At 69.6% G+C, this 25382-nt stretch carries 22 protein-coding genes; 19 read left to right on the top strand and 3 right to left on the bottom strand.

The annotated features are described in order from the left end of the window. Window positions 1-4: 4 nt before the first annotated feature. From nosZ to PARJ55_RS0120745, 6 genes are read left to right on the top strand one after another with little or no spacing between them, the layout of a single operon-like run. The gene (nosZ, locus tag PARJ55_RS0120770; protein ID WP_028714697.1) at window positions 5-1963 is read left to right on the top strand and encodes a TAT-dependent nitrous-oxide reductase; all 1959 of its coding nucleotides are present in this window, start codon (window positions 5-7) and stop codon (window positions 1961-1963) included. Window positions 1964-1968: 5 nt separating this feature from the next. Then, a complete protein-coding gene (locus PARJ55_RS0120765) occupies window positions 1969-3300 on the top strand; it encodes a nitrous oxide reductase family maturation protein NosD (RefSeq protein WP_028714696.1) in 1332 nt (443 codons plus the stop codon). Beyond that, window positions 3266-4165: an ABC transporter ATP-binding protein gene (locus PARJ55_RS0120760; RefSeq protein WP_028714695.1), complete on the top strand. Its 900-nt coding sequence runs from the start codon at window positions 3266-3268 to the stop codon at window positions 4163-4165. Before PARJ55_RS0120765 ends, PARJ55_RS0120760 begins: the two co-directional genes overlap by 35 nt. Continuing rightward, on the top strand, window positions 4162-4986 hold the full coding sequence (locus tag PARJ55_RS0120755; RefSeq protein WP_036714785.1) for an ABC transporter permease: 825 nt from the start codon (window positions 4162-4164) through the stop codon (window positions 4984-4986). Before PARJ55_RS0120760 ends, PARJ55_RS0120755 begins: the two co-directional genes overlap by 4 nt. After that, window positions 4983-5558 carry a nitrous oxide reductase accessory protein NosL gene (locus PARJ55_RS0120750; protein WP_028714693.1) on the top strand — a complete coding sequence of 192 codons (576 nt, stop codon included), beginning with the start codon at window positions 4983-4985 and terminating at the stop codon, window positions 5556-5558. The genes PARJ55_RS0120755 and PARJ55_RS0120750 overlap by 4 nt, the downstream gene beginning before the upstream one ends. Beyond that, complete coding sequence (locus PARJ55_RS0120745) at window positions 5555-6481, top strand: FAD:protein FMN transferase (RefSeq protein WP_028714692.1); 927 nt, start codon at window positions 5555-5557, stop codon at window positions 6479-6481. Before PARJ55_RS0120750 ends, PARJ55_RS0120745 begins: the two co-directional genes overlap by 4 nt. A gap of 281 nt (window positions 6482-6762) precedes the next feature. On the opposite strand, the gene metB is transcribed toward PARJ55_RS0120745, so the two are convergent. Together metB and PARJ55_RS0120735 are read right to left on the bottom strand one after the other, a co-directional pair. Further along, on the bottom strand, window positions 6763-7926 hold the full coding sequence (gene metB / locus PARJ55_RS0120740; RefSeq protein ID WP_028714691.1) for a cystathionine gamma-synthase: 1164 nt from the start codon (window positions 7924-7926) through the stop codon (window positions 6763-6765). 18 nt (window positions 7927-7944) lie between these two features. After that, window positions 7945-8583, bottom strand: a complete 639-nt coding sequence (locus PARJ55_RS0120735) for a peroxiredoxin (RefSeq protein ID WP_028714690.1) — start codon at window positions 8581-8583, stop codon at window positions 7945-7947. A gap of 160 nt (window positions 8584-8743) precedes the next feature. On the opposite strand from PARJ55_RS0120735, the gene PARJ55_RS22845 reads away from it, so the two are divergent. The 8 genes from PARJ55_RS22845 (at window position 8744) to PARJ55_RS0120695 (ending at window position 18697) form a co-directional block, all read left to right on the top strand. Then, entirely contained in the window at window positions 8744-9670 is a 927-nt protein-coding gene (locus PARJ55_RS22845; RefSeq protein ID WP_084637950.1) for a LysR family transcriptional regulator, read from the top strand. Window positions 9671-9842: 172 nt separating this feature from the next. Beyond that, complete coding sequence (acs, locus tag PARJ55_RS0120725) at window positions 9843-11798, top strand: acetate--CoA ligase (RefSeq protein WP_028714689.1); 1956 nt, start codon at window positions 9843-9845, stop codon at window positions 11796-11798. A 108-nt stretch (window positions 11799-11906) separates the two neighbouring features. Next, window positions 11907-12164: a DUF4212 domain-containing protein gene (locus tag PARJ55_RS0120720; protein WP_028714688.1), complete on the top strand. Its 258-nt coding sequence runs from the start codon at window positions 11907-11909 to the stop codon at window positions 12162-12164. Window positions 12165-12174: 10 nt separating this feature from the next. Then, entirely contained in the window at window positions 12175-13986 is a 1812-nt protein-coding gene (locus PARJ55_RS0120715) for a sodium:solute symporter family protein (protein WP_028714687.1), read from the top strand. A gap of 56 nt (window positions 13987-14042) precedes the next feature. After that, window positions 14043-15854: a DUF294 nucleotidyltransferase-like domain-containing protein gene (locus PARJ55_RS0120710; RefSeq protein ID WP_028714686.1), complete on the top strand. Its 1812-nt coding sequence runs from the start codon at window positions 14043-14045 to the stop codon at window positions 15852-15854. Window positions 15855-15861: 7 nt separating this feature from the next. Beyond that, a complete protein-coding gene (locus PARJ55_RS0120705; protein ID WP_028714685.1) occupies window positions 15862-16359 on the top strand; it encodes a hypothetical protein in 498 nt (165 codons plus the stop codon). Further along, window positions 16359-16730, top strand: coding sequence for a response regulator transcription factor (locus PARJ55_RS0120700; RefSeq protein ID WP_028714684.1), 372 nt, complete (start codon window positions 16359-16361; stop codon window positions 16728-16730). Before PARJ55_RS0120705 ends, PARJ55_RS0120700 begins: the two co-directional genes overlap by 1 nt. Then, a complete protein-coding gene (locus PARJ55_RS0120695) occupies window positions 16724-18697 on the top strand; it encodes a 3'-5' exonuclease (RefSeq protein WP_028714683.1) in 1974 nt (657 codons plus the stop codon). Before PARJ55_RS0120700 ends, PARJ55_RS0120695 begins: the two co-directional genes overlap by 7 nt. A 301-nt stretch (window positions 18698-18998) precedes the next feature. On the opposite strand, the gene PARJ55_RS24840 is transcribed toward PARJ55_RS0120695, so the two are convergent. Then, window positions 18999-20267, bottom strand: coding sequence for a S8 family serine peptidase (locus tag PARJ55_RS24840; protein ID WP_084637949.1), 1269 nt, complete (start codon window positions 20265-20267; stop codon window positions 18999-19001). Window positions 20268-20367: 100 nt separating this feature from the next. On the opposite strand from PARJ55_RS24840, the gene PARJ55_RS0120680 reads away from it, so the two are divergent. From PARJ55_RS0120680 to PARJ55_RS22835, 5 genes are all read left to right on the top strand, one after another. Continuing rightward, entirely contained in the window at window positions 20368-20859 is a 492-nt protein-coding gene (locus PARJ55_RS0120680; RefSeq protein ID WP_028714681.1) for an RNA polymerase sigma factor, read from the top strand. A 44-nt stretch (window positions 20860-20903) separates the two neighbouring features. Next, window positions 20904-21587 carry an anti-sigma factor gene (locus tag PARJ55_RS0120675; protein WP_028714680.1) on the top strand — a complete coding sequence of 228 codons (684 nt, stop codon included), beginning with the start codon at window positions 20904-20906 and terminating at the stop codon, window positions 21585-21587. Window positions 21588-21636: 49 nt separating this feature from the next. Further along, window positions 21637-23319 (top strand): SLC13 family permease, encoded by a 1683-nt coding sequence (locus PARJ55_RS22840; RefSeq protein ID WP_051416400.1) that lies wholly within the window; start codon window positions 21637-21639, stop codon window positions 23317-23319. A gap of 135 nt (window positions 23320-23454) precedes the next feature. Next, window positions 23455-24618, top strand: coding sequence for a glycerate kinase (locus tag PARJ55_RS0120665; protein ID WP_028714679.1), 1164 nt, complete (start codon window positions 23455-23457; stop codon window positions 24616-24618). 95 nt (window positions 24619-24713) lie between these two features. Then, window positions 24714-25382, top strand: a 669-nt coding sequence (locus PARJ55_RS22835) for a calcium-binding protein (protein WP_051416399.1), incomplete at its 3' end; no start/stop codon positions are given.

Genomic DNA, 25382 nt, shown 5'->3' with positions numbered 1-25382 from the left:
GATCATGGAATCGAAACAGGAAAAGGGTCTCAGCCGCCGCGCGCTCTTGGGTGCGACGGCCGGGGGCGCGGCCATGGCCGGCGCGTTCGGCGGACGGCTGGCCCTGGGGCCGGCCGCGCTCGGCCTTGGCACGGCGGGGGTGGCGGGCGTCGCCGGCAGCGGCGCGGCGCTGGCCGCCGGCGCCGATGGCGCGGTGGCGCCCGGCCAGCTCGACAGCTATTACGGCTTCTGGTCCTCGGGCCAGAGCGGCGAGATGCGCATCCTCGGCATTCCCTCGATGCGCGAGCTGATGCGGGTGCCGGTCTTCAACCGCTGCTCGGCCACCGGCTGGGGCCAGACCAACGAATCGATCCGCATCCACCAGCGCACGATGAGCGAGCGGACGAAGAAATACCTCGCCGCCAACGGCAAGCGCATCCATGACAACGGCGACCTGCACCACGTCCACATGTCCTTCACCGAGGGCAAGTATGACGGCCGCTTCCTGTTCATGAACGACAAGGCCAATACCCGCGTGGCGCGGGTGCGCTGCGACGTGATGAAATGCGACGCCATCCTCGAGATCCCCAACGCCAAGGGCATCCACGGCCTGCGGCCGCAGAAATGGCCGCGCAGCAACTATGTGTTCTGCAACGGCGAGGACGAGGCGCCGCTGGTCAACGACGGCACCAACATGGAGAACGTCGATCAATATGTGAACGTCTTTACCGCCGTCGATGCCGACAAGTGGGAAGTCGCCTGGCAGGTGCTGGTCTCGGGCAACCTCGACAACTGCGATGCCGATTACGAGGGCAAATGGGCCTTCTCGACCTCCTACAACTCGGAAAAGGGCCTGACCCTGGCCGAGATGACGGCGGCCGAGATGGATCACATCGTCGTCTTCAACATCGCCGAGATCGAAAAGGCCGTCGCCGCGGGCGAGTATCAGGAAGTGAACGGCGTCAAGGTGCTGGACGGCCGGAAAGAGGCGAACAGCCTCTTTACCCGTTACATTCCGATCGCCAACAACCCGCATGGCTGCAACATGGCGCCGGACCGCAAGCACCTGTGCGTCGCCGGCAAGCTGTCGCCCACGGTGACGGTGCTGGACGTGACCCGGTTCGACGCGCTGTTCTACGAGAACGCCGAGCCGCGCAGCGCCGTGGTGGCCGAGCCGGAGCTGGGCCTCGGCCCGCTGCACACCGCCTTCGACGGGCGCGGCAACGCCTATACCTCGCTGTTCCTCGACAGCCAGGTGGTCAAGTGGAACATCGAGGACGCGATCCGCGCCTATGCCGGCGAAAAGGTCGATCCGATCAAGGACAAGCTGGACGTGCATTACCAGCCCGGCCACCTGAAGACCGTGATGGGCGAGACGCTGGACGCCACCACCGACTGGCTGGTCTGCCTGTCCAAGTTCTCGAAGGACCGTTTCCTGAACGTCGGGCCGCTGAAGCCGGAGAACGACCAGCTGATCGACATCTCGGGCGACAAGATGGTGCTGGTCCATGACGGCCCGACCTTTGCCGAGCCGCATGACGCCATCGCCGTGCATCCCTCGATCCTGTCGAACATCAAGTCGGTCTGGGACCGCAACGACCCGATGTGGGCCGAGACCCGCGCCCAGGCCGAGGCCGATGGCGTCGACCTCGACAACTGGACCGAGGAGGTGATCCGCGACGGCAACAAGGTGCGGGTCTACATGTCCAGCGTCGCGCCCAGCTTCTCGGTCGAGAGCTTTACCGTGAAAGAGGGCGACGAGGTCACGGTGATCGTCACCAACCTGGACGAGATCGACGACCTGACGCATGGCTTCACGATGGGCAATCACGGCGTCGCCATCGAGATCGGGCCGCAGATGACCGCCTCGGTCACCTTCACGGCCGCCAATCCCGGCGTCTATTGGTATTACTGCCAATGGTTCTGCCATGCGCTGCACATGGAAATGCGCGGCCGCATGCTGGTCGAGCCGAGGGAGGCCTGAACCCGATGCGCGGCCTGCTGACCCTTGCCCTCGCCCTGCTCATTGCCTGGCCCGCGCTTGCGGCCGAGCATGCCGTGGCGCCGGGCCCGGGCAGCCTGGCCAAGGCCATCGCCGGGGCCGCCCCCGGCGATGTGCTGCGGCTTCAGGACGGGGTCCATGCCGGCCCCGTCACCATCGACCGGCCGCTGACCATCGCCGGCGGCCGCGCCGCCGTCGTGGACGGGCAGGGGCAGGGCACGGTCGTCACCATCGACGCCCCCGACGTCACCTTGCAGGGCTTTTCGGTCACCGGCTCGGGCATGGCGAACAAGGACCTCGACGCCGGGGTCAAGATCCTCAAGGGCGCCGACCGGGCGCAGGTGCTGGGGCTGCGGCTGACCGGGAACATGCACGGCATCGACCTGCATGGCGGCCGCGACGCCAGGATCGTCGGCAACGAGATCATCGGCACCCGCGACCCCCGCATGAACGAGCGCGGCAACGGCATCTATGTCTGGAACAGCCCCGGCGCGCTGGTTCAGGGCAACAGCGTCCGCTTCGGCCGGGACGGCATCTTCTCGAATGCCAGCGCCGACAGCTTCTATCGCGACAACCTGTTTCGCGACCTGCGCTTTGCCGTGCATTTCATGTATACCCGCAACACCGAGGTGTCGGGCAATGTCAGCATCGGCAACCATCTGGGCTTCGCCATCATGTTCTCGGACCGGGCGGTGATCCGCGACAACCGCAGCCTGGGCGACCGCGAGCACGGCCTGATGCTGAACTATGCCAACAATGCCGACGTGACCGGCAACCTGATCCGCGGCGGTTCCCGGAAATGCCTGTTCATCTATAACGCGCACAAGAACCTGATCTGGAACAACCGTTTCCAGGATTGCGGCATCGGCATCCATTTCACCGCCGGGTCCGAGCGCAACGTGCTGAGCGGCAACGCCTTCATCGGCAATCGCGAGCAGGTGAAATACGTGGGCACCCGCCATATCGAATGGAGCCACGAGGGGCGCGGCAATTTCTGGTCCGACCATCCGGGCTTCGACCTGAACGGCGACGGCATCGCCGACGGGGTCTATCGCCCCAACGACCTGATGGACCACATCCTGTGGTCGCAGCCTGCCGCCGCACTCCTGACCGGCGCCCCCGCCGTGCAGCTGATCCGCTGGAGCCAGCAGAGCTTTCCCGCCACCCTGCCGGGCGGCGTGCAGGACAGCGCGCCGCTGATGCGGCCCCTGACCATCCCCGTCCCGCCCGAGATCGCGGCCTATGAGGCCGAGGCCGCCGGGCGTTGGGCAAAAGGAACTTACGATGACATCGACCCTGACGATCTCGCGTCTCACTAAGCGCTTCCAAAGCGTCGAGGCCCTGGCCGAGGTCTCGCTGGACCTCGGGCCGGGCATGCGCGTCGCGCTGCTGGGCCATAACGGCGCCGGCAAATCCACGATGATGAAGATCATCCTGGGCCTGATCCCGTTCGATGCCGGCGAGGTGCGCGTCTGCGGCGCCGCGCCCGGCTCGGCCCAGGCGCGCATGCAGGTGGCCTATCTGCCGGAAAACGCCGCCTTCCACCCGGCCCTGACCGGAGAGGAGCAGATCCGCCATTACCTGTCCCTGCGCGGCGAAAGCCCGCGCCGGGCCATGGAACTGCTGGAGCGGGTCGGGCTGGCCAAGGCCGCGCGTCGCCGCATCGGCACCTATTCCAAGGGCATGCGCCAGCGCGTCGGCCTGGCCCAGACCCTGATCGGGCGGCCGCGGCTGCTGGTGCTGGACGAGCCGACCTCGGGGCTCGACCCGGTGTCGCGGCGCGATTTCTATGCGCTGCTCGACGGGCTGGCGGCCGAGGGGGCGGCGATCCTGCTGTCCTCGCATGTGCTGACCGAGGTCGAGGCCCGCACCGACCGCATCCTGATCCTGTCGCAGGGCCGGCTGGTGGCCGAGGGCACGCTGGCGGAGCTGCGCCGCCGCGCCGCCCTGCCGGTCGGGCTGACGGTGACGCCCGCCGAGGGCGCGGCGGGGGCGCTGGCCGATGCGCTGCCGCAGGCGCGGCTGGCGGGCGACGGCACGCTGCACCTGGCCTGCGCCCAGGACGAAAAGCTGGGCCTGCTGGCCCGCATCGCTGGGCTGGGCGGGCAGGTCGCCGATCTGGACGTGATCCCGCCCAGCCTGGAAGACATCTACAGCCATTTCAGCCGGAGGGACGGGCAATGATCCGCCGCATCCTTTCCACCGCGGCGCTGGAGTTCCGCATCGCGCTGCGCAACCGCTGGGTGGCCATCGCCACCGGGCTGATGGTGGTCTTCGCGCTGGTGCTGGCGGCGGCCGGCGCCGCGCCGACCGGCGATATCGGCGCCGACCGGCTGTCGGTTGTCGTAGCCTCGCTGACCTCGCTGGCCGTCTATCTGGTGCCGCTGCTGGCGCTGCTGATGAGTTTCGACGCCGTCGCCGGCGAGGTCGAGCGCGGCACGCTGCCCCTGCTTCTGACCTATCCGGTGGCGCGGGCCGAGGTGCTGGCGGGCAAGCTGGTCGCGCATATGGCGATCCTGGCGCTGGCGGTCGGGGCCGGCTACGGCGCGGCGGCGCTGGCGGCGGTCTGGACCGATCCGGCCTCGACCGCCGGCCTCCCGGCGCTGTGGCGGCTGATGTGGAGCTCGATCCTGCTCGGTGCCACCTTCCTCGGCGCGGGCTATGCGCTGTCCAGCATCGCGCGGCGGCCCTCGGGTGCGGCGGGTCTGGCGGTCGGGCTGTGGCTGGGTCTGGTGGTGCTTTACGACCTGGGCCTGCTGGCGCTGATCGTCGCCGATGGCGGCGGCGGCTTCACCACCGAGGTACTGCCGGTCGCGCTGCTGGCCAACCCGGCCGATGCCTTCCGCCTGTTCAACCTCTCGGCCGCCGAGGCCACCGCCGCCGCCGCCGGCGTGGGCGGGGCCGCCGCGACCATCCCGCTCTGGCAATCGGCGCTGTCGGTCCTGGCCTGGCCGCTGGCCGCGCTTGGCCTTGCCATTGCCGCATTCCGAAAGGTCACGCCATGAGACATGCGCTTCTGCTGGTGCTGCTGCTGGGCCTTGCCGCCTGCCGCGAGGAGGTGGCGCAGGACACCGGCCCGGTCGAGCTGAACGCCCAGACGCTGGGCCATTTCTGCCAGATGAACCTGCTGGAGCATCCCGGCCCCAAGGCGCAGGTGCATCTGGAGGGGATGCCGGGCACGCCCCTGTTCTTCAGCCAGGTCCGCGACGCCATCGCCTATGCGAGGATGCCGGAACAGAGCCACCCGATCCTGGCCATCCATGTCAACGACATGGGCAGGGCAGGCGCAAGCTGGGAAGAGCCGGGAGAGGGCAACTGGATTCCGGCCGGCGACGCCTTCTACGTCATGGGCTCGGCCCGCATGGGCGGCATGGGCGCGCCCGAGGCGGTGCCTTTCTCCAGCCGCGAGGCTGCCGGGGCCTTTGCCGCCGCCCATGGCGGGCAGGTGATGACGCTTGACGCGATCCCCGACGAGATGGTGCTGACGCCCGAGGAAACCGCGGCCGACAGCGGCTCGGACGCCGATTTCCTTGAACGCCTGCGCGCGCTGAGCCAACCCGAGGAGCCCGCGACATGACCTTGTCCCGCCGTCGCTTTCTGACCATCACCGCCGCCATGGCGCTGCTGCCTGCGGCCTCGCGCGCCCAGCCGGGCCGGCATTGGGTCGGGCAGGCGCTCGGCGCCCGTGCCTCGATCCGCATCGACCACCCGGAGGCCGAGGCGATCACCGCCCGCTGCCTGGCCGAGATCGACCGGCTGGAAAACATCCTCAGCCTCTATCGCCCGGACAGCGCGCTTTCCCGCCTGAACCGCGAGGGGGCGCTGGATGCGCCGCCCTTCGAACTGCTTGAATGCCTGTCTCTGGCCGGGACGGTGCATCGCGCCAGCGGCGGGCTGTTCGATCCGACCGTGCAGCCGCTCTGGTCGCTCTGGGCCGAGGCCGCTGCGGCAGGACGCCGCCCCTCGCCGCAGGCGCGGCGCGAGGCGCTGGCCCGCACCGGCTGGCGGCGCCTGCGGCTGGACGCGGCACGCATCGCGCTGGAGCCGGGGATGGCGATCACGCTGAACGGCATCGGGCAGGGCTATGTCGCCGACCGCGTCGCCTCGCTGCTTAAGGCCGAGGGGCTGGACGACATCCTGATCGATACCGGCGAGTTGCGGGCCCTGGGCGCCCGGCCCGACGGCACGGAATGGCCGGTGCGGCTGGCCGGGGGTGGTGCGGTGGGCCTGCGCGCCCGGGCGCTGGCGACCTCGGCGCCGCTGGGCACCTGTTTCGACGCCGCCGGACGCGACGGCCATATCCTCGATCCGCGCAGCGGAATGCCGGCGCCTCCGGCTTGGCGCTCGGTCAGCATCTCGGCACCCGGCGCGGCGCTGGCCGATGCGCTGTCCACGGCTGCCTGCCTGACCGCGGATCGCCCGGCGCTGGAAAGGCTGCTGGCCGGGGTTCCGGGCACCCGGATCGAAGCTGCGCATCCGCACGGAACCGGCCGCGGCTGACGGGGCAGGGAAACGGCCGGGCGGCGCGCAAGCTTTCCGCATCATGCATGAACATCATCCTGCACGGCCGCCCCCGGCGGCGCACATGCCTGTAGCCTGCTGTTCCTGCGGGGCCGCAGCCGCCGGGCCCGGGCTTCGCGCGGCGCATCCATCCGGTCCGCGCAGCAGCGAATTGCAGGCGATGAGGCCGCTGCCGGTCGGGATCTGCCGGACGGTGATCTTGGCGCGACATGTGTGCGGGGCCCGGCGCGTCCGCGCTTGACCGGGCCGCACAGCCGCGATTACGCGCCGAGCGCCGCGAAGCCCGCATCGAGCCCGCCGAGCAGGTCGCGCTCGTCCTCGAGCCCGACCGACAGCCGCAGCAGCCCGTCGCCGATGCCGGCGCCGCGCCGCGCCTCGGCGCCCATGCTGACATGGGTCATGGTCGCCGGATGGGCGATCAGGCTTTCCACCCCGCCAAGCGAATCCGCCAGCGTGAAGACCCGGACCGCCTCGACGAAGCGGCGCACGGCCGGCAGTCCGCCCCGCAGCTCGAAGCTGAGCATGGCGCCGAAGCCGCGCTGCTGGCGGCCGGCAAGCGCATGGCCGGGATGCTCGGGCAGGCCGGGATAATGCACCGCCGCCACCTCGGGCCGGTCGCGCAGGAACTCCGCCACCGCCATGGCGCTGGCCTGCTGCTGGGCAATGCGGGCGAAAAGCGTGCGGATGCCGCGCAGGGTCAGGAAGGCGTCGAACGGAGAGCCGACGCTGCCGGTGATGTTCGCCCATTCCGCCAGCGCGCCGGCATCCTCGGCCCGTGCCGCCACCACTGCGCCGCCCAGCACGTCGGAATGGCCGTTGAGATATTTGGTCGTGGAATGGACCACGAAATCCGCGCCGAGCAGCAAGGGCTGCTGCAAGGCCGGCGACAGGAAGGTGTTGTCCACTGCCACTTTCGCCCCGGCCCCATGCGCCAGCGCGGCCAGCGCGGCGATGTCCGTCACCCGCATCAAGGGATTGCTGGGCGTTTCGATCAGCAGAAGCGCCGGGCGCTCGGCCAGCGCGGCTTCCATGGCGGCGGGGTCGGCGGGATCGACCAGCGCCAGCCGGAAGGCGCCGCGGTCGCGCCGCGCCGTCAGCAGGCGCTGCGTGCCGCCATAGCAGTCATGCGGCGCGACGATCGTCCCGCCCGGCGGCACCTGCGCCAAGAGCAGGTCCAGCGCCGCCATGCCCGAGGAGGTGACCACCGCCCCCGCGCCATGCTCCAGCCCGGCCAGCGTTTCGGCCAGCAGGTCGCGGCTGGGATTGCCGGCACGGGTATAGTCATAGCCGCGCGTCCGGTCGAAGCCGGCAAAGGCATAGCTGGTGCTGAGATAGATCGGCGGCACGATGGCGCCGAAACGGTCGCGGCCGCCGACGCCATGGGCTGCCGCGATGCTGCGGTCGCTTAACTCATCCTCTGCCATCGCGGGCTCCTTTCCAGGTCAGTCCTGCGCAGCCAGATCGACGACGCGCAGATAGGGGCGCAGGGTCCGCCAGCCCTGCGGATAACGCTGCCCGGCCTCGGCATCGGACAGGCTGGCGGGGATGATGACGGGCTGGCCCGGATTCCAGTTCGCCGGGGTCGCGACCTTTTCGGCATCGGTCAGCTGCAGGCTGTCGATGGCGCGCAGGATCTCGGCGAAATTGCGGCCCGAGCTTGGCGGATAGGTCAGGACCAGCCGGATCCTTTTCGCCGGATCGATGATATAGACCGCCCACACCGTCAGCGTCGGATCGCTTTCCGGGTGGATCATGCCGTAAAGCCGCGCGACCCGGCCGTCCGCATCGGCGAGTAGCGGGAAGTTCAGCGCATGGCCCTGGGTCTCGGCGATGTCCCGGGACCATTCGCCATGCGCCGAGAGCGGATCGACCGACAGGCCCAGCGGCTTGACGCCGCGCTTGTCCCATTCGGGCTTCAGCCGGGCGACCTCGCCCAGCTCGGTGGTGCAGACCGGGGTGAAGTTCTTGGGATGGCTGAACAGGACGCCCCAGGCTTCCCCCAGCCAGTCGTGGAAACGGATGGGACCCTCGGTGCTGTCCTGTTCGAAATCGGGCGCGATCTGGCCCAGTTGCAGTGACATGGTGATGTCCTTTCGATCTTCGTCGTCCAGGGGCGTCGGCCCCGCCGCGCCTGCGAAGCGCGGCGGGGGCGGCCCTGTTCCCCGGGCAAGATGGCACTCTGGCATGGCACAGGCAAATTCATTATATTGCAGTTATCAGCAATAATTTTATTCTTATTTCATGGACACCAATCAGGCCCGCACCTTTCTCGAGGTCGTGCATTCCGGCAGCTTCGTCGCCGCCGCCGACCGGCTGAACATCACCCAGACCGCGGTCAGCGCCCGCATCCGCACGCTCGAGGACAGCCTGGGCCGGCGGCTGTTCATCCGCAACAAGGCCGGCGCGCGGCTGACGCCCTCGGGCGAGCGGCTGGTGCGCCATGCCACCGCCATGCTGCAATTGTTGGAACGGGCGCGCCAGCAGGTCGCCCTGCCGCCCGGCCGCAGCGCCGGCGTCCATCTGGGCGGAGAACTGAGCCTGTGGCATCCGCTGCTGGCCGACTGGCTGATCTGGATGCGCCGCGAATGCCCGGACATCGCGCTGCGGGCCGAGGTGGACGGCCCGGCCAGCCTGATGGCGCGGGTGCAGGAGGGCTCGATGGATGTGGCGGTGCTCTACAACCCGCCCCATGCGCCGAACCTCGTCAACGAATTGCTGGCCGAGGAAAAGCTGGTGCTGGTCAGCAGCGCCGCGGATGGGCGCTTCGCGGCCGAGGATTTCATTCATGTCGACTGGGGGCCGAATTTCGCCGCCAGTTTCGAGACCTCGTTTCCCGATCTCAGCCCGCCCGTGTCGATCTCGCTGGGGCCGCTGGCGCTGACCTATCTGCTGACGGTGGGCGGCTGCGGCTATTTCCGGCTTGGGATCGTCCGGCCCTTCCTGACCGTGGGACGGCTGTCCCTGGTGCCCGGTGCGCCGGAATTCTCGCATTCGACGCATATGGTCTATGCCGAGCGCGCCGATGGCGAGGTGCTGGACCGGGTCAGGACCGGGCTGAAGGCCGTCGCCGCCGCGCCGCCGAGCCTGCGGCGGGCGACCGAGATCGCGGCGCGTCAGTGGCCGGACCCCCGGTCTGCTGACGATCCTGTGAATAATTTACAAAAATAAGCTTATCGTCGTCAATAAATTTACAAAATTCCCTTTTTAAAAAAATGGTTTACGGAAAATAGAGATTACTGTTAACATCACGGCCAATCGGCATGCGGACGCTTGCTTGCGGCACCTTGAGGAGGGTGGGAGCGTCGCGGACCGATCCTGTCGCGAGTAGAGGAGGCGCGCCATGTCCATTGAATCGCTTGAGAAACATCCTGTTCCGTCTGGCTTTGCTGCTGCGCATGCGGGGCCTGGGGATTATGCGCGGCTCTATGCCGAATCGCTCTCGGATCCCGAGGGGTTCTGGGGGCGCGAGGGGCTGCGGCTCGACTGGATCAAGCCCTATTCCCGGGTGAAGGACACGGATTTCACCATGGGCCGGGTCTCGATCAAATGGTTCGAGGACGGGGTGCTGAACGCCTCGGTGAACTGCGTCGACCGCCACCTGCCCGAGCGGGCGAACCAGACCGCGATCATCTTCGAGCCGGACGACCCGGCCCGGCCGGCGCGCCACATCACCTATGCCGAGCTGTCCGACAAGGTGAACCGCTTCGCCAACGTGCTCTTGTCGCAGGGGGTGATGCGCGGCGACCGGGTGGTGATCTACCTGCCGATGATCCCCGAGGCGGCCTATGCCATGCTGGCCTGCGCGCGCATCGGCGCCATCCATTCCATCGTCTTCGCCGGCTTCTCGCCCGACGCGCTGGCCAACCGCATCAACGACAGCGGCGCCAAGCTGGTGATCACCGCCGACACCGCGCCGCGCGGCGGCCGCAAGACGGCGCTGAAGTCGAACACCGACGCGGCGCTTCTGCATTGCTCGGACCGGGTGCGCTGCCTGGTGGTCAAGCATACCGGCGACCAGACCACCTGGATCGAGGGGCGCGACGTGGACGTGCTGAAGCTGATGGAGGAGGTCAGCCCCGACTGCCCGCCGCGGCCGATGGGGGCCGAGGATCCGCTGTTCATCCTTTACACCTCGGGCTCGACCGGCAAGCCCAAGGGGGTGGTGCATTCCACCGGCGGCTACCTGCTGTTCGCGGCGATCACGCATCGATACGTCTTCGACTATCGCGACGGCGACGTGTTCTGGTGCACGGCGGACGTGGGCTGGGTGACCGGGCACAGCTACATCGTCTACGGCCCGCTGGCCAACGGTGCCACGACGCTGATGTTCGAGGGGGTGCCGACCTGGCCCGATGCTGGCCGCTTCTGGGCGGTCTGCGAGAAGCACAAGGTCAACCAGTTCTACACCGCGCCGACCGCGATCCGGGCGCTGATGGGGCAGGGGCCGGAATGGGTCGAGAAATACGACCTGTCCAGCCTGCGGGTGCTGGGCACGGTGGGTGAGCCGATCAACCCCGAGGCCTGGGTCTGGTACGACCGGCATGTCGGCAAGGGGCGCTGCCCGATCGTGGACACCTGGTGGCAGACCGAGACGGGGGGCCACATGATCACCTCGCTGCCGGGCGCCATCGAGACCAAGCCGGGTTCGGCGACGCTGCCCTTCTTCGGGGTCCGGCCGGTGGTTCTGGATGCCGCGAGCGGGGCGGTGCAGGAGGGCGACCCGGCCGAGGGGGTGCTGTGCATCGCCGACAGCTGGCCGGGTCAGATGCGCACGGTCTGGGGCGACCACCAGCGTTTCATGGAGACCTATTTCCAGCAATATCCGGGCTATTACTTCACCGGCGACGGCTGCCGGCGGGACGAGGACGGCTATTACTGGATCACCGGGCGGGTGGACGACGTGATCAACGTCTCGGGCCACCGGATGGGGACGGCCGAGGTGGAATCGGCGCTGGTGGCGCATGAGAAGGTGGCCGAGGCGGCGGTTGTGGGCTATCCGCATCCGCTGAAGGGCCAGGGCATCTATGCCTATGTGACGCTGATGAACGGGGTGGAGCCCAGCGACGAGCTGCGCGCCGACCTGGAGAAATGGGTGCGCACCGAGATCGGGCCGATCGCCAAGCCGGACCTGATCCAATGGGCGCCGGGTCTTCCGAAGACGCGTTCGGGCAAGATCATGCGCCGCATCCTGCGCAAGATCGCCGAGGACGATTTCGCCGCCCTCGGCGACATCTCCACCCTCGCAGACCCCGCCGTCGTCGACGAACTCATCGAAAACAGAATGAACCGGCACTGAACCGGGCACGGAAGATGCCCCCGGCCCTTTTCCGCCGGGGGAACGGAGGGGCGCAACCACGCCGGAAAAGACGGAACGACATGTCTGAAAAAGGGAGGATTCAAGGACATGAGTGACAGACAATCGTCAAACGCCTATTGGCAGGCCAACCTGAGGCTGATCTGGCTGTGCATGATCATCTGGGCCCTGGTCTCCTATGGTTTCGGGATCATCCTGCGGCCGTTGGTGGCCGGCATCTCGGTGGGGGGAACCGACCTGGGGTTCTGGTTCGCGCAGCAAGGCTCGATCCTGGTCTTCATCGTGCTGATCTTCTTCTACGCCTGGCGCATGAACAGGCTTGATGCCGAACACGGCGTGGACGAGTGAGGAGCATCCGATGAGCCAGTTCACCCTCAACCTTCTTGTCATCGGCGCGTCCTTCGCGCTTTACATCGGCATCGCGATCTGGGCCCGCGCCGGCTCCACGGCCGAATTCTATGCCGCCAACCGCGGCGTCAGCCCGGTCATGAACGGCATGGCCACGGCGGCCGACTGGATGTCGGCGGCCTCGTTCATCTCGATGGCGGGCCTCATCGCCTTTACCGGCTATGACAACTCGACCTATCTGATGGGCTGGACCGGCGGCTATGTGCTGCTGGCGATGCTGCTGGCGCCCTATCTGCGCAAGTTCGGCAAGTTCACGGTGCCGGAATTCATCGGCGACCGCTTCTATTCCGGCACGGCGCGGATCATCGGCGTGATCTGCCTGCTGATCATCTCGATCACCTATGTGATCGGCCAGATGACCGGCGTCGGCGTGACCTTCTCGCGCTACCTTGAGGTGTCCAGCTCGACCGGGCTGTGGATCGGCGCGGCGCTGGTCTTCGTCTATGCCGTGCTGGGCGGGATGAAGGGCATCACCTATACGCAGGTGGCGCAATACATCGTGCTGATCATCGCCTATACCATCCCGGCGGTGTTCATCGCGCTGCAGCTGACCGGCCATGTGCTGCCGCAGACCGGGCTGTTCGGCACGCTGAACGCATCGGACACCAAGTTCCTGGCGACGCTGGACCAGGTGGTCACCGATCTGGGCTTCCGCTCCTATACCGGGCATCACCAGTCGACGCTGGACATGGTGCTGTTCACCATGGCGCTGATGATCGGCACCGCGGGCCTGCCGCATGTCATCATCCGCTTCTTCACCGTGCCGAAGGTGGCCGATGCGCGCAAATCGGCGGGCTGGGCGCTGGTCTTCATCGCGCTGCTCTATACCGTCGCGCCGGCGGTGGGTGCGATGGCGCGCTTCAACCTGACCGCGACCATGTGGCCGGGCGCCGAGACGGGCCAGACCTTCAGCCAGCCCGCCGTGTCGCTGGAGGACATCCAGAACCGCGAGGATCTGCACTGGATGCGCAACTGGCAGGTGACGGGCCTGCTGAACTGGGAGGACAAGAACGGCGACGGCCTGATCCAGTACTACAACGAGGCCGGGGCGGCGAACGACCAGCTGGCCGCGGTGATCGCCGAGCAGGGCCTGCAGGGCAACGAGCTGACCACGGTGAACAACGACATCATGGTTCTGGCCAACCCGGAAATCGCCAACCTGCCGGGCTGGGTCATCGCCATCGTCGCCGCCGGCGGCCTGGCGGCGGCGCTGTCCACCGCGGCGGGCCTGCTGCTGGCGATCTCGGGCGCGGTGAGCCACGACCTGATCAAGGGCGCGATCAACCCCGGCATCAGCGAGAAGGGCGAGCTGTTCGCGGCCCGCGTCTCGATGGCGGTCTCGATCCTGGTTGCGACGATCCTGGGGCTGAACCCGCCGGGCTTTGCCGCGCAGACGGTGGCGCTGGCCTTCGGTCTGGCGGCAAGCTCGATCTTCCCGGTGCTGATGATGGGCATCTTCTCGGCGCGCATGAACAAGGAAGGCGCGATCGCGGGGATGCTGGCCGGCGTCATCGCGACGCTGGTCTACATCTTCACCTACAAGGGCTGGTTCTTCATCTCGGGGACCAACATGCTGCCGGATACCGCGGATGCCTGGCTGTTCGGCATTTCGCCGGCCTCGTTCGGCACGGTCGGCGCGGTGATCAACTTCGCGGTGGCCTATCTGGTGTCCAGCGCCACCAAGGAGCCGCCCGCCGAGGTGCGCGACCTGGTCGAGTCGATCCGCATCCCGCGCGGCGCCGGCGGGGCGCAGGCCCACTGACGAACGGCCGCGCCCCCTGCGGGGCGCGGCCTTTCCGCCGATCGGCAGGGCAGGACATGAACGACATCGCCGCATTCATCGCCTCGGTTCATCCCTATGACAGCCTGCCGCAGGACGAGCTGGCGCGGGCGGCAGCGTCGTTCAGGCGCAGGACCTATCCGGCCGGCAGCGTGATCTATCGCCATGGCGACCGGCTGGCGGGGCTTTACCTGATCGAGAGCGGCCTGGTCCGGGTCTCGGATGCCGCCGGGGATTCCGTTTCGGAACTGGTGGCGCGCAATTCCTTCGGCGAAAGGGGGCTGCTGCGCGACGGGGTGGCGGTGACCACCGCGACGGCTGTCGAGGATGCGACCGTGCTGATGCTGCCCCGCGCCGAGCTGATGCGGCTGATCGGCAGCCATCGCGCGGTGGCGCGCTTCTTCGACCGCAGCGGCCTGCCCGGCGGCCGCGAGAGCGATCTGGGGCTGCTGAAGGTCGGGGACCTGATCGGGCGGCAGGCGCCGCTGGCCTGCACGCCCGAAACCCCCGCCATCGAGGCGGCGCGCGCCATGCGCGACGCCCGCGTCAGCAGCATCGGCGTGCTGGACGGAGAGCGGCTGGTCGGGCTGGTCACCATCCGCGACATCTCGAACCGCATCGTCGCCGAGGGGCGCGACGTGAACGTGCCGGTCGCGCAGGTGATGACGCCCGATCCGATCACGCTTTCGCCCTCGGAGCTGGGCTACGACGTGCTGAACATCATGCTGGAGCGCCGCATCGGCCATCTGCCGGTGGTCGAGAAGGGCCGTTTCGTCGGCATGGTCAGCCAGACCGACCTGACGCGGGTGCAGGCGATCTCGGCCTCGGCGCTGATCCGCGACATCGCGCAATCCGAGGATGTCGGCGGCATGGCGGCGGCGACCGCACGCATCCCCGAACTGCTGGTGCAACTGGTCAATGGCCATCACCGGCACGAAACCGTCACCCGCATGATCACCGATATCGCCGATGCGGTGACCCGGCGCCTGCTGGTCATGGCCGAGGCGCGGCTGGGGCCGCCGCCCGGCCCCTGGCTGTGGGCGGCCTGCGGCAGCCAGGGACGGCAGGAGCAGACCGGCGTGTCGGATCAGGACAATTGCCTGATCCTCGGCGACGATTGCGACCCGGACGATCCCTGGTTCGCCGAACTGGCGCGCCTCGTCTGCGACGGGCTGAACGCCTGCGGCTATGTCTATTGCCCCGGCGAGATGATGGCCGTCACGCCGCGCTGGCGTCAGCCGCGCCGGGTCTGGCGCGGCTATTTCCGCGACTGGATCGCCCATCCCAGCCCCGAGGCGCAGATGCTCGCCTCGGTCATGTTCGACCTGCGCGCCATCGGTGGCGAGGCGGCGCTGCTGGACGGGCTGCAGGCCGAGGCGCTGCGGATGGCGGCGAAGAACTCGATCTTCGTGGCGCATATGATCTCGAACGCGTTGAAGCACCGCCCGCCGCTGGGGCTGATCGGGGGCTTCGCGACCGCACGCACCGGCGAGCATCGCAACCAGATCGACATGAAGCTTAGCGGCGTCGTGCCGGTGTCCGACCTGGCCCGCATCTATGCGTTGCAGGGGCAGCTGACTCCGGTCAATACCCGCGCCCGGCTGGTCGAGGCGCAGGGGGCGGGCATCATCTCGGGCAGCGGCGCGCGCGACCTGATCGCGGCCTATGACCTGATCCAGACCACGCGGCTGGAAAACCAGGCCGCGCAGATCCGCGCCGGCGAACGGCCGGGCAACCACCTGTCCCCCGCCGCGCTGCCCGACTTTCAGCGCAGCCACCTGCGCGACGCCTTCGTGGTGGTGCGGGGGATGCAATCGGCGCTAGGCCACGGCAAGGGAATGTTGGGATGAGGGGCATATGACCGGGATCGGGGTCGAACTGCTGGGCGTGATCGCGGTCGGCGTGGGGGCGGCGGCGCTGCTTTATGCCGGGATGCACCTGCTGCGCAAGCTGGGGTGGACGCCGGCGCGCTGGCTGCTGCCGGCGGGCATCGGCCTTGCGATGGTGGCCTATGCGGTCTGGAACGATTACGCCTGGTATGACCGCGCGGTCGCCCGGCTGCCCGCGGATGCGCAGATCCTGCTGGTGGGCCGCGACAGCCAGCCCTGGGCGCCCTGGACCTATCTGGCGCCGGTGGTGATCCGCTTTGCCGCCCTTGATCCGGCCGGCATCTCGGAGACCGCCGAGGGCATCCGCCGGGCCGGGATCACGCTGGTCGAGCGGCGCGGCCCGACGCTGGTCGTGCCGCAGGAATTCGATTGCGCGAAGGGTCTGGTCCGGCCGGCGCGCGGCGCATGGTCGGCGTCCGGCCCCTCGGACCCGGCCTATTCCGCCGTCTGCGAGGGAGGAGGCTGATGGCAAGGATCCTTGTGGTCGAGGATGAGGACAATATCGCCACCGCCCTGGATTTCCTGCTGTCGCGCGACGGCCATCAGCACCGCCGCATGGCCACCGGCGCCGGCGCGGTCGAGGAGATCCGCGCCAGCCATCCCGATCTGGTGCTGCTGGACGTGATGCTGCCCGACGTCTCGGGCTACCAGATCGTGCAGGACGTGCGCGCCGATCCGGCGCTGAACGACGTGCGGGTGCTTTTGATGACCGCGCGCGGCTCGGTGGTGGAACGGCGCAAGGGGCTGGCGCTGGGGGCGGACGGCTTCATCGCCAAGCCCTTCGAGCTGTCCGAGCTGCGCGCGGAACTGGCGCGGCTCTTGGGCGGGCGATGCTGAGGCGGCTGTCGCTGAGGGCCCGGATTCTGCTGATCTTTGCCGGGCTTGCGGGCGCCGTCCTCGCGATCCTGGCGGCGGGGCTGTGGGTCGCGGGGGCAAGCCTTGCGGGCCGGGGCGTCGCGGTCCAGGCGATGCTGGACGCGCTGGCGCTTGCGGCGCTGATCGCGGGCTTCGGTGCGCTGGGGATGATCGTCTGGATCTGGTTCCTGTTCGACCGCAACCTGGCCCGCCCGATCGAACTGCTGGCCGGGGGCTTGCGCACCGGCCAGGCGCCCGAGATCGAGGAGGCCCGCTATCTTGCCGATCTGGGCCCCGCCGCGCGCGACGCCGCCGAGGCGCGGGCGCGTTCGGCCGAGGCGCTGGCCGATGCCGTCGCCGAACATGCCGCCGACCTGCAACGCGAGAAGGAGACGCTGGAATCCATCCTTGCCGATATCGGCGCCGGCGCGGTGATGACCGATCCGGCCGGGCGGGTGATGTTCTACAACGCCTCTGCCGCGCATCTTCTGCCCGGCATCGCGCTGGGCCGCCCCATCGAGCGCCACCTGCCCGGCGGCGCGTTGGAGGCCGGCGCGGCGCGTCTGGCGGCGGGGGCGGCGGCGACGGACCTGACCTGCCTGACCTCGGCCGGGCAGCGGCTTTGGGGGCGCATGCGGCGGGTCGATGGCGGCACGCTGCTGATCCTGAACGACCGCCCGCCGCAGCACCCCGCGCCGCGCGACCTGCTGGAGACTCTGCGCCGCCACGCTGCGACCCTGGTCCCGATGCTGGGTGCGTTGGAGGGGCCGATCCCGCCCGCGCTGGCCCAGGCGATCCAGAGCGAGGGGCAGGGCCTTGCCAATGTCCTGCGCGAACTGACCGAGGCGATGAGCGGCGACGCCCCGCGCGGAGGGGCGGGGCTGAACGAACTGGCCGCCGGGCTGGACCTGGCGCCCGACCAGCCCCGGCTGGTGCTGATGGCCGACGCGGCCGGGGTGAACGGGCTGCTGCGCCATCTGGACCGCCGCCTGCGCGAGCAGGGCGCGGCCCCCCGCCTTGCCGCCGAGACCGAGGCCGGGGCCGAGGCGTCCGAGGCGCGGCTCTTGCTGCTCTGGACCGGGGCGCCGCTGCCCATGGACCGGCTGGAGGCCTGGCTGGCCGAGCCGCCCGACCCGGCCCAGCCCGAGCTGACCGGGCACGAGATCCTGGCCGCCCATGGCACTGGCATCTGGGCCGAGGCGCGGGACGGTCAGGCGCGGCTGGTCCTGCCGCTGCCCATCGCGCCGGGCCGGCCGGACAGCACCGGGCTGACCTATGATTTCGCCCTGTCGCGACGGGGCGCGGCCTCGACGCGCCTGGCCGACCTGACCTGCGTCGTCTTCGACACCGAGACGACCGGCCTTGACCCCGCTACCGACCGCATCGTGCAGATCGCCGGGCTGCGCATCGCCCGCGGCCGCCTGACCGGCGAGCGTTTCGACACGCTGGTCCATCCCGGCCGGCCGATCCCGCCCGCCTCGACCGCCGTGCATGGCATCACCGATGCGATGGTGGCCGACGCCCCCGACATGGTCGCAGCCCTCACCGCCTTTCACCATTTCGCCGAGGATACGGTGCTGGTCGCCCATAATGCGCCCTTCGACATGGGCTTCCTGCGCCGCGCGGTGCCCGAGACCGGGGCGCATTTCGACAATCAGGTGCTGGATACGGTGCTGCTTTCGGCGATGCTCTGGGGCCAGTCGGCGCCGCATTCGCTGGATGCGCTGACCGAGCGGCTGGGCATCGTCATCCCGCCCGAGGCGCGCCACACCGCCATGGGCGACGCCCGCGCCACGGCCGAGGCCTATCTGCGGCTGATCGCGGCGCTGGAGGCCAAGGGGCTGGACCGGTTCGAGGACGTGCTGGCCGAGGCGCGCCGCCACCGCCGCCTGATCGACGACGCGAACAGGCCGGCGGGCGACGCCGCCTCCGGTCCGTCAGCAGGCTGACCGTGCGGCCCCTCCCGGACCATGGGGGGATGGATGTCCGCCAGCCGCGGTCGCCGGAACGGACGCGCCGGGCGCCCCCGTTCCGATGCGGCACCGCCGGGTCAGGCAAGCTCTCGCCGCTCTTCGATCGGGGCCCTTCACGCTGACGCCGCCGGGCGCCTGCGGGGCCATGGTTAAGGGCCCCGATCGAAGAGCGCCATGGTCCGCAAGGCCGCCACCCCGCCCGGCAAGAGCAGCATGGCGATGAGGTCCGTCGATTGCCGGAATCGACTGCCGGAAGATTTCCCGGCGGCCGTCGCGTTCAGTTCCGGCATTCGGCCACGGGTTGGACAAGGCCGTGGCCGAAGATCTCGTCGGGGCCGGCCTTGCCCAGGTCGCGCGCGGTTTCCTGTAATTGCGCCTGCACCTCGGCCGGGGTCAGGCCGGGCCGGGCTTGCAGGATCAACGCTGCTGCGGCGGTCACGAAAGGCGTCGCATAGGAGGTGCCGGTCTTCGTCCGCGCGCCGCTGATCGAGGCCGCGGTCCAGACATTCACCCCCGGGGCCGCCAGGTCGATATGCTCGCCCCGGTTTGCACGGCGATAGACCTGTTCGCGGCGGTCCACGGCAGTCACGGCGATCACGGGCGCGAAGGCCGCCGGGAAAGCCGGCTTGGCCGCCGGGCCGCCATTGCCCGCCGCCGCGACAAGCACGATGCCCTGCCGGTCCATGCGGCGGATCTGCTGGCCCAGGGCGGTGTTCCGGGGGCCGGCCAGCGACAGGTTCACGATGTCCACGTCCTGCGCCGCCAGATAATCCAGCGCCTCGATCAGGGCGAAGGCGTCGGCGCGTTCGTCCCCGCCTCGCTTGTGGAAGGCATCGACGGCGACGAGTTCGGCCCCTGGCACCAGGCCGGGCGTGCGGCTGTCCGCCCGCCCGACCAGCAGTGCCGCGATGGCAGTGCCGTGCAGCGCGTCCGAGGCGGCCAGCCCGTCGCCTGGATCCAGCCGGTGGACCCGGATGCGCGCGTCCTTCAGCACGGCATGATCCGCGTTCAGCCCGGTATCGACCATGCCGATGCGCACCGGCCCGCCGCATCCGGCCGTATCCTGGGGCCAGGCGATCATCTGCCGCGCCGGACAATCCGCACCGCGGCACGAGGACGCGGCGGCGTTGCCGGGGCGGTAGAAATGGTTGAAATCCGCCGCCTCGGCCGAGCCCATCCGGCGCACCGTCTCGCGCGCCGCGTCCATCGTCATCGCGTCGGGCTTGCGCAGCCGGTGCAGCGGCCGGTCGGCGGCCAGCGTGACCTCTCGCAGCACGCGAAAGCCCGTATCCTCCAGCACGGTCAGGTCGGCTTCGGACAGTCCGCGCGCAATGACCTCGTTCGGGGCGCGGGTGGGCAGGGGCGCGGGCTGGACCCGTGGCGCGCGTCGTCGGACCGGCGCGTCGTCGTCGTCGTCATCATCGTCATCGTCGTCATCGTCGTCATCCGCCCATGCGCCGGATATCCCCCAGCCGGTCGCCTGCGGGCGCATGTCGGCCAGCAGGACGGCCAGGATCAGGGTCAGCAATACTATCGGCACGCGCATCGGCATCACCTTGCTATGAGACGGCTTCGGGACTTTCTACGCATTGCAGATTCCATTATTCCCTGCTCTGGTCAATTTTCCGACGCCGTGGAGAGGGTGAATGGACGCAGGCTTCGCCGAGGCCATGATCGCATTGCTGCCCAACCTGCGGCGCTATGCCCTGTCGCTGACCCGGCGCGGCGACCAAGCCGACGACCTGGTGCAGCAAACGGTCGAGCGCGCCATCGCCAACGCGGCCAGCTTCGACCGGGCGCAGCGGCTGGAGCCCTGGCTGTTCCGCATCATGCGCAACGCCTTCATCGACCAGACCCGCCGCCAACGCCGGGAAGGCACCAAGATCGACATCCACGAGATCCCCGAGGTCCTGCCGACCGACCCCGGACCGGGGCTGGAAGCGCGGCTGATGCTGCAAAGCGTCGAGGCGGCGATGGCCGACCTGCCCCCCGACCAGCGCGAGATCCTGCACCTCGTCTGCGTCGAGGAGATGAGCTATGCCGAGACGGCGCGGATCCTGGACATCCCCATGGGCACGGTGATGAGCCGCCTGTCGCGCGCGCGGCTGGCCCTTTCGGAAAGATTGGGAATAAGATGACGCCGGGTGCGTATTCGGGGCAGGACCGCGACAAGGATGGGGCGATGCAGATCGACGACGAAACCCTGATGGCACTGGCCGATGGCGAGCTGGACCCCGCCCGCGCGGATGAGATCCGGCGTGTCGTCGCGGGCGATCCCGACCTGCAGGCCCGCCTGCATCGCTTTGAGGAGACGCGGCGCCTGCTGGGGGGCTTGCGCAAGGATGCCGCCGGCGAGGACCCGCTGGCCGCGATGATCCGCGCCGCCGCCGCCCCCGCGCCCCATCCGGTGCCGGACGCGCCGCGTCCCGCCAATCTCAACCGCAGGCCCTGGCTGGCCGCGGCGGCCTCGGCCGCCGTCGTCGCGCTGGGGCTTGGCTGGTGGCAATGGACGGATGCCCCCGCGCCGGGGATCGGCGCGGCGGAACTGGCGGCGCTGGAAAGCCTGCCCTCGGGCCAGGTCCAGCCGCTGGAGGAGGGCGGCGAACTGGCCATGATCGCGTCCTTCCGCGCCTCGGACGGCAGGCTTTGCCGCGAATACGAGACCGCGCGGGACGAGGCGCTGCGTATCGTGCTGGCCTGCCGCGAAGGCGATGGCTGGCACGAACGCTTTGCCGCGACCGCGCAGCAAGGCGGCGCGGACTATCGCCCGGCCTCGGGCGAGGGGTCCATGGACGCGGCGCTGGCCGCCATCGGCGCCGCCGATCCGCTGACGCCCGAGGAAGAAGCAGCGATGCTGCGGGAATAACCCGCCGGGGCTGTCGTAATCCTGTCATGGAAATGCACAGGAGAACGCCATGACCGCCCGCAGCCTGTCCCCGCTTGCCGCCCTGCCGCAGCCAAGCCGGCGCCACCTTGCCGTCGCCGTCCTGGCCGCTGCCATCCCGCTGCTGGCCGGCCTGCCCCAGACGCTCTCGGCCGAGGGCCGGGTTGCCCTGGCCGTCTCGGGCCTCGCGATCCTTGGCTGGGTCGGCACGCGTCTGCCGGAATCGCTGGTGGCGCTGGCTGCCGTGCTGGCGCTGGTCCTTGGCGGCGTGCTGTCCGAGGCGCAGCTTTTCGCGGCCCTGGGCAGCGAGTTGATCTGGCTGCTGCTGTCGGCCTTCGTCATCGCCGCCGTCGCGAAAGAGGCGGGGCTGACGCAACGGCTGGTCGCGCCGCTGCTGGCGCGGGGGATGCGGGTCGTGCCCTTCTTCCTGTGGCTGACGCTGGCCATCGCCGGCACGGCCTTCGTGCTGCCTTCGACCTCGGGGCGGGCGGCGCTGCTGCTGCCGGTATTTGCCGCCATCGCGGCGGCCTTGCCCGATCCGCGCCTGCGCCGCCCGCTTGCCCTGCTGTTCCCGACGGTGATCCTGCTGTCGGCCGGGGCCTCGCTGATCGGGGCGGGGGCGCATCTCTTGGCGGCGCAGGCGATCCGGGGCGCGACCGGCATCCATCTTGGCTATGTGGAATGGGCGATGCTCGGCCTGCCGTTTTCGCTGTTGGCCAGCCTTGCCGGCGCGGGCCTGATCCTGGGCCTGTTCGTCCCGCGCGAGGCGCTGCTGGCGCCGTTGCCCCGCATCGTGGCGCCGGTGCCCGACCCGGCCACCCGCGCCCGCCAGCGCCGCATCGCGCTGGTGTTGGCGCTGGTCGTGGGCCTGTGGCTGACGGCCGGGCTGCACGGGATCGGCATGGCTCTGGTCGCGCTGATCGGGGCGCTGGTGCTGCTGACCCCACCCTTTACCAGCCGCAAGCCCAAGGAGATCTTCCGCGCTGTCGATACCGAGCTTTTGCTCTACATGACCGCGACGGTCCTGATGGCCGAGGCGATGGTCGCGACCGGCGCCGACCGCTGGCTGGCGGGACAGGCGCTGGCGGCCTTGCCGCCCGGCCTGTCGAGCAGCCTGCCCGCCGTGGTGGTGCTGCTGTCGGCGGTGGCGGTGCTGGCGCATCTGGCGATCGCCTCGCGCTCGGCCCGGGCTGCGGTGCTGATCCCGGCGGTGGCCCTGCCGCTGGCGGCGATGGGGCACGACCCGGCGCTGATGGTCATGGTCGCGGTGATGGGCACGGGCTTTTGCCAAAGCATGATGGCTTCGGCCAAGCCGGTGGCGATCTTCGGCCAGGCCGAGGAAGCGGGCTTCTGCCAGCGCGACCTGATCCGGCTGGCGCTGCCGCTGGCGCCGGTCGTGACGGCGCTGCTGGTCGGCTTTGCCCTGCTGGTCTGGCCCGCGCAATTGGCGCAGATGCGGGACGATGCGCAAGCGTCGCCCGTTCCAGCCCTTCCGACCATCTCTGCCGCCATGCTGGTCGCGCCCGCCGTGGCCTTGCCGCCCCCTGCCGCCCCGGTGGTCGAGGCAGCGCGGCCCTTGCCCCGACCCCAGCGGCTGGTCCAAGCCACCTCGCAAAAATCCTCGCCCAAGGTCCGCCAGTCGCGCCCCGAGCCCGGTTTGCGGGCGTTGAACCGCGTCCTGCGGCCCGCGGGCATCCGGTTCGTCATCCGGTAATGCGCTGCAAATGCGATGAAAGGGCGGCCCCGGGGCCGCCTTTTTTCAGCGCCTGGGCGGAATTTTTCGCCCCTGCCGGGAATAAGGCAGGGGGCGCGGGCGTAACCCCTTCAGACAACCGGAAAGGATATGAAAATGTCTCTCACCGTCCTGATCGCGCCTTCGGGCTTCAAGGAATCGCTTTCGGTCCAGGATGTGGCCGAGGCCATCGCGCGGGGCGTCCGCCGCGCCGCCCCCCATGCGACCATCCTGACCGCGCCTATGGTGGATGGCGGCGAGGGCACCACCGAGGCGCTGGTCGCCGCGACCGGCGGGCGGCTGATGCAGGCCGGCGTGACCGGCCCGGTGGGCCAATCCGTGGACAGTTTCTGGGGGCTGATGGGCGGCGACGGGCCGCGCACCGCCGTGATCGAGATGGCCGCCGCTGCCGGGCTGTCGCTGGTGCCGCGCGACCGGCGCGACCCGACCCTGACCACCAGCCGCGGCGTGGGCGAGCTGATCCTGAAGGCGCTGGACCACGGCGTGGACCGCATCCTGATCGGCTGCGGCGACAGCGGCGTCAACGATGGCGGTGCGGGCATGGCGCGCGCGCTTGGCGCCCGGCTGCTGGACGGCGAGGGGCGCGAATTGCCCGAGGGCGGCGGCGCGCTGGAGCATCTGGCGCAGATCGACGTCTCGGGGCTGGACCCGAGGCTGGCCGGAGTCCGGATCGACGCGGCGGTGAACTGGCACAACATGCTGCTGGGACCGCGCGGCGTGGCTCGCGTCTTCGGCCCGCAAAAGGGCGCGACCCCCGAGCAGGTCGAGCAGCTCGACCGCGGCATGGCCCGCTATGCCAAGGCGATCATGGCGGCCACGGGCCGAGACGTGGCGCCGATGCAGGGCGCCGGGGCCTCGGGCGGGCTTGGCGCCGGGCTGGTGGCCTTTGCCGGCGCGGTGCTGCATCCGCGTTTCCAGGTCATGCTGGATTACCTGGATTTCGACCGGCTGCTGGGCCGCGCCGATCTGGTCATCACCGCCGAGGGTGCGCTGGACGCGCAAAGTCCCTTCGGCAAGGTCCCCTGCGAGGTCGCCCGCCGCGCCGAGGCGATCGGCATTCCGACCGTCGCGCTGGCGGGCACCATCGGCAAGGGGGCACGCCAGACCTATGAGCACGGGATCGGCGCCTATGCCTCGATCATGCGGCGGCCCTGCTCGCTGGAAAAGGCCATCGGCGAGGGCGCGAAACTGCTGCGCAACGCCGCCGAGAACACCATGCGGATGCTGCTGGTCGGCCAGCGGCTTGCCGCCCGTGCCTGAGGCACGACCCATTCCGCGCACCCCGGAGGAACCGGCAGCCGGGCGCGGATCACGGTTCGATCATGCCGGTCCAAACCAAGTGACGGAGAGAAACCATGGCCAGAATTCGTGGCAATGACGACGACAACCGCCTGGTCGGCACCCAGTTCGCCGACCAGATCTGGGGCTTCTCGGGCGATGACCTGCTCTTGGGCCGCGCGGGCAACGACACGCTGGACGGCGGAGAGGGCAATGACCGCATCGACGCCGGCGCGGGCCACAACCGCATCCTCGGCGGCTCGGGCAATGACGTGATCACGGCGCTGGGCGGCAACGACTGGATCACGGCGGGCGAGGGCAATGATGTCGTGCAAGCCGGGGGCGGCAACAACACGATCTCGCTCGGCTCGGGCAATGACCGCTCGGTCAGCGGCGGGGGGCGCGACACCATCGCCGGCGGCGAGGGCAACGACACCATCCGCGCCGGGGGCGGCAACGACCTGATCCGCGGCGGCGAGGGCGACGACCGCCTGTTCGGCGAGGCAGGCCACGACCGCATCATCGCGGGCGAGGGCAACGACACCCTGAACGGCGGCCGGGGCAACGACACGATGACCGGCGGGGAAGGCGCGGATGTCTTCATCTGGAACGGCGGGCGCGACCGGATCACCGATTTCGACCATGACGACGACGTGATCGACCTGTCCTTCTATGGCCGCTTCGACAGCTGGGCCGATATCCGCGCCGCCGCCAGCCAGGTCGGCAACAATGTCGTCATCACGGCG

The organism is Paracoccus sp. J55 (assembly GCF_000513975.1).
In the GTDB taxonomy this organism is placed as follows: Bacteria; Pseudomonadota; Alphaproteobacteria; order Rhodobacterales; family Rhodobacteraceae; genus Paracoccus.
Note: the sequence above shows the minus strand (reverse complement) of the source record. Positions and strands in the feature narration are given on the sequence as shown.

Coding starts and splice junctions, on each gene's coding strand:
- nosZ (WP_028714697.1), top strand. CDS start 5: ATGGAATCGAAACAGGAAAAGGGTCTCAGCCGCCGCGCGCTCTTGGGT.
- PARJ55_RS0120765 (WP_028714696.1), top strand. CDS start 1,969: ATGCGCGGCCTGCTGACCCTTGCCCTCGCCCTGCTCATTGCCTGGCCC.
- PARJ55_RS0120760 (WP_028714695.1), top strand. CDS start 3,266: ATGACATCGACCCTGACGATCTCGCGTCTCACTAAGCGCTTCCAAAGC.
- PARJ55_RS0120755 (WP_036714785.1), top strand. CDS start 4,162: ATGATCCGCCGCATCCTTTCCACCGCGGCGCTGGAGTTCCGCATCGCG.
- PARJ55_RS0120750 (WP_028714693.1), top strand. CDS start 4,983: ATGAGACATGCGCTTCTGCTGGTGCTGCTGCTGGGCCTTGCCGCCTGC.
- PARJ55_RS0120745 (WP_028714692.1), top strand. CDS start 5,555: ATGACCTTGTCCCGCCGTCGCTTTCTGACCATCACCGCCGCCATGGCG.
- metB (WP_028714691.1), bottom strand. CDS start 7,926: ATGGCAGAGGATGAGTTAAGCGACCGCAGCATCGCGGCAGCCCATGGC.
- PARJ55_RS0120735 (WP_028714690.1), bottom strand. CDS start 8,583: ATGTCACTGCAACTGGGCCAGATCGCGCCCGATTTCGAACAGGACAGC.
- PARJ55_RS22845 (WP_084637950.1), top strand. CDS start 8,744: ATGGACACCAATCAGGCCCGCACCTTTCTCGAGGTCGTGCATTCCGGC.
- acs (WP_028714689.1), top strand. CDS start 9,843: ATGTCCATTGAATCGCTTGAGAAACATCCTGTTCCGTCTGGCTTTGCT.
- PARJ55_RS0120720 (WP_028714688.1), top strand. CDS start 11,907: ATGAGTGACAGACAATCGTCAAACGCCTATTGGCAGGCCAACCTGAGG.
- PARJ55_RS0120715 (WP_028714687.1), top strand. CDS start 12,175: ATGAGCCAGTTCACCCTCAACCTTCTTGTCATCGGCGCGTCCTTCGCG.
- PARJ55_RS0120710 (WP_028714686.1), top strand. CDS start 14,043: ATGAACGACATCGCCGCATTCATCGCCTCGGTTCATCCCTATGACAGC.
- PARJ55_RS0120705 (WP_028714685.1), top strand. CDS start 15,862: ATGACCGGGATCGGGGTCGAACTGCTGGGCGTGATCGCGGTCGGCGTG.
- PARJ55_RS0120700 (WP_028714684.1), top strand. CDS start 16,359: ATGGCAAGGATCCTTGTGGTCGAGGATGAGGACAATATCGCCACCGCC.
- PARJ55_RS0120695 (WP_028714683.1), top strand. CDS start 16,724: ATGCTGAGGCGGCTGTCGCTGAGGGCCCGGATTCTGCTGATCTTTGCC.
- PARJ55_RS24840 (WP_084637949.1), bottom strand. CDS start 20,267: ATGCGCGTGCCGATAGTATTGCTGACCCTGATCCTGGCCGTCCTGCTG.
- PARJ55_RS0120680 (WP_028714681.1), top strand. CDS start 20,368: ATGGACGCAGGCTTCGCCGAGGCCATGATCGCATTGCTGCCCAACCTG.
- PARJ55_RS0120675 (WP_028714680.1), top strand. CDS start 20,904: ATGCAGATCGACGACGAAACCCTGATGGCACTGGCCGATGGCGAGCTG.
- PARJ55_RS22840 (WP_051416400.1), top strand. CDS start 21,637: ATGACCGCCCGCAGCCTGTCCCCGCTTGCCGCCCTGCCGCAGCCAAGC.
- PARJ55_RS0120665 (WP_028714679.1), top strand. CDS start 23,455: ATGTCTCTCACCGTCCTGATCGCGCCTTCGGGCTTCAAGGAATCGCTT.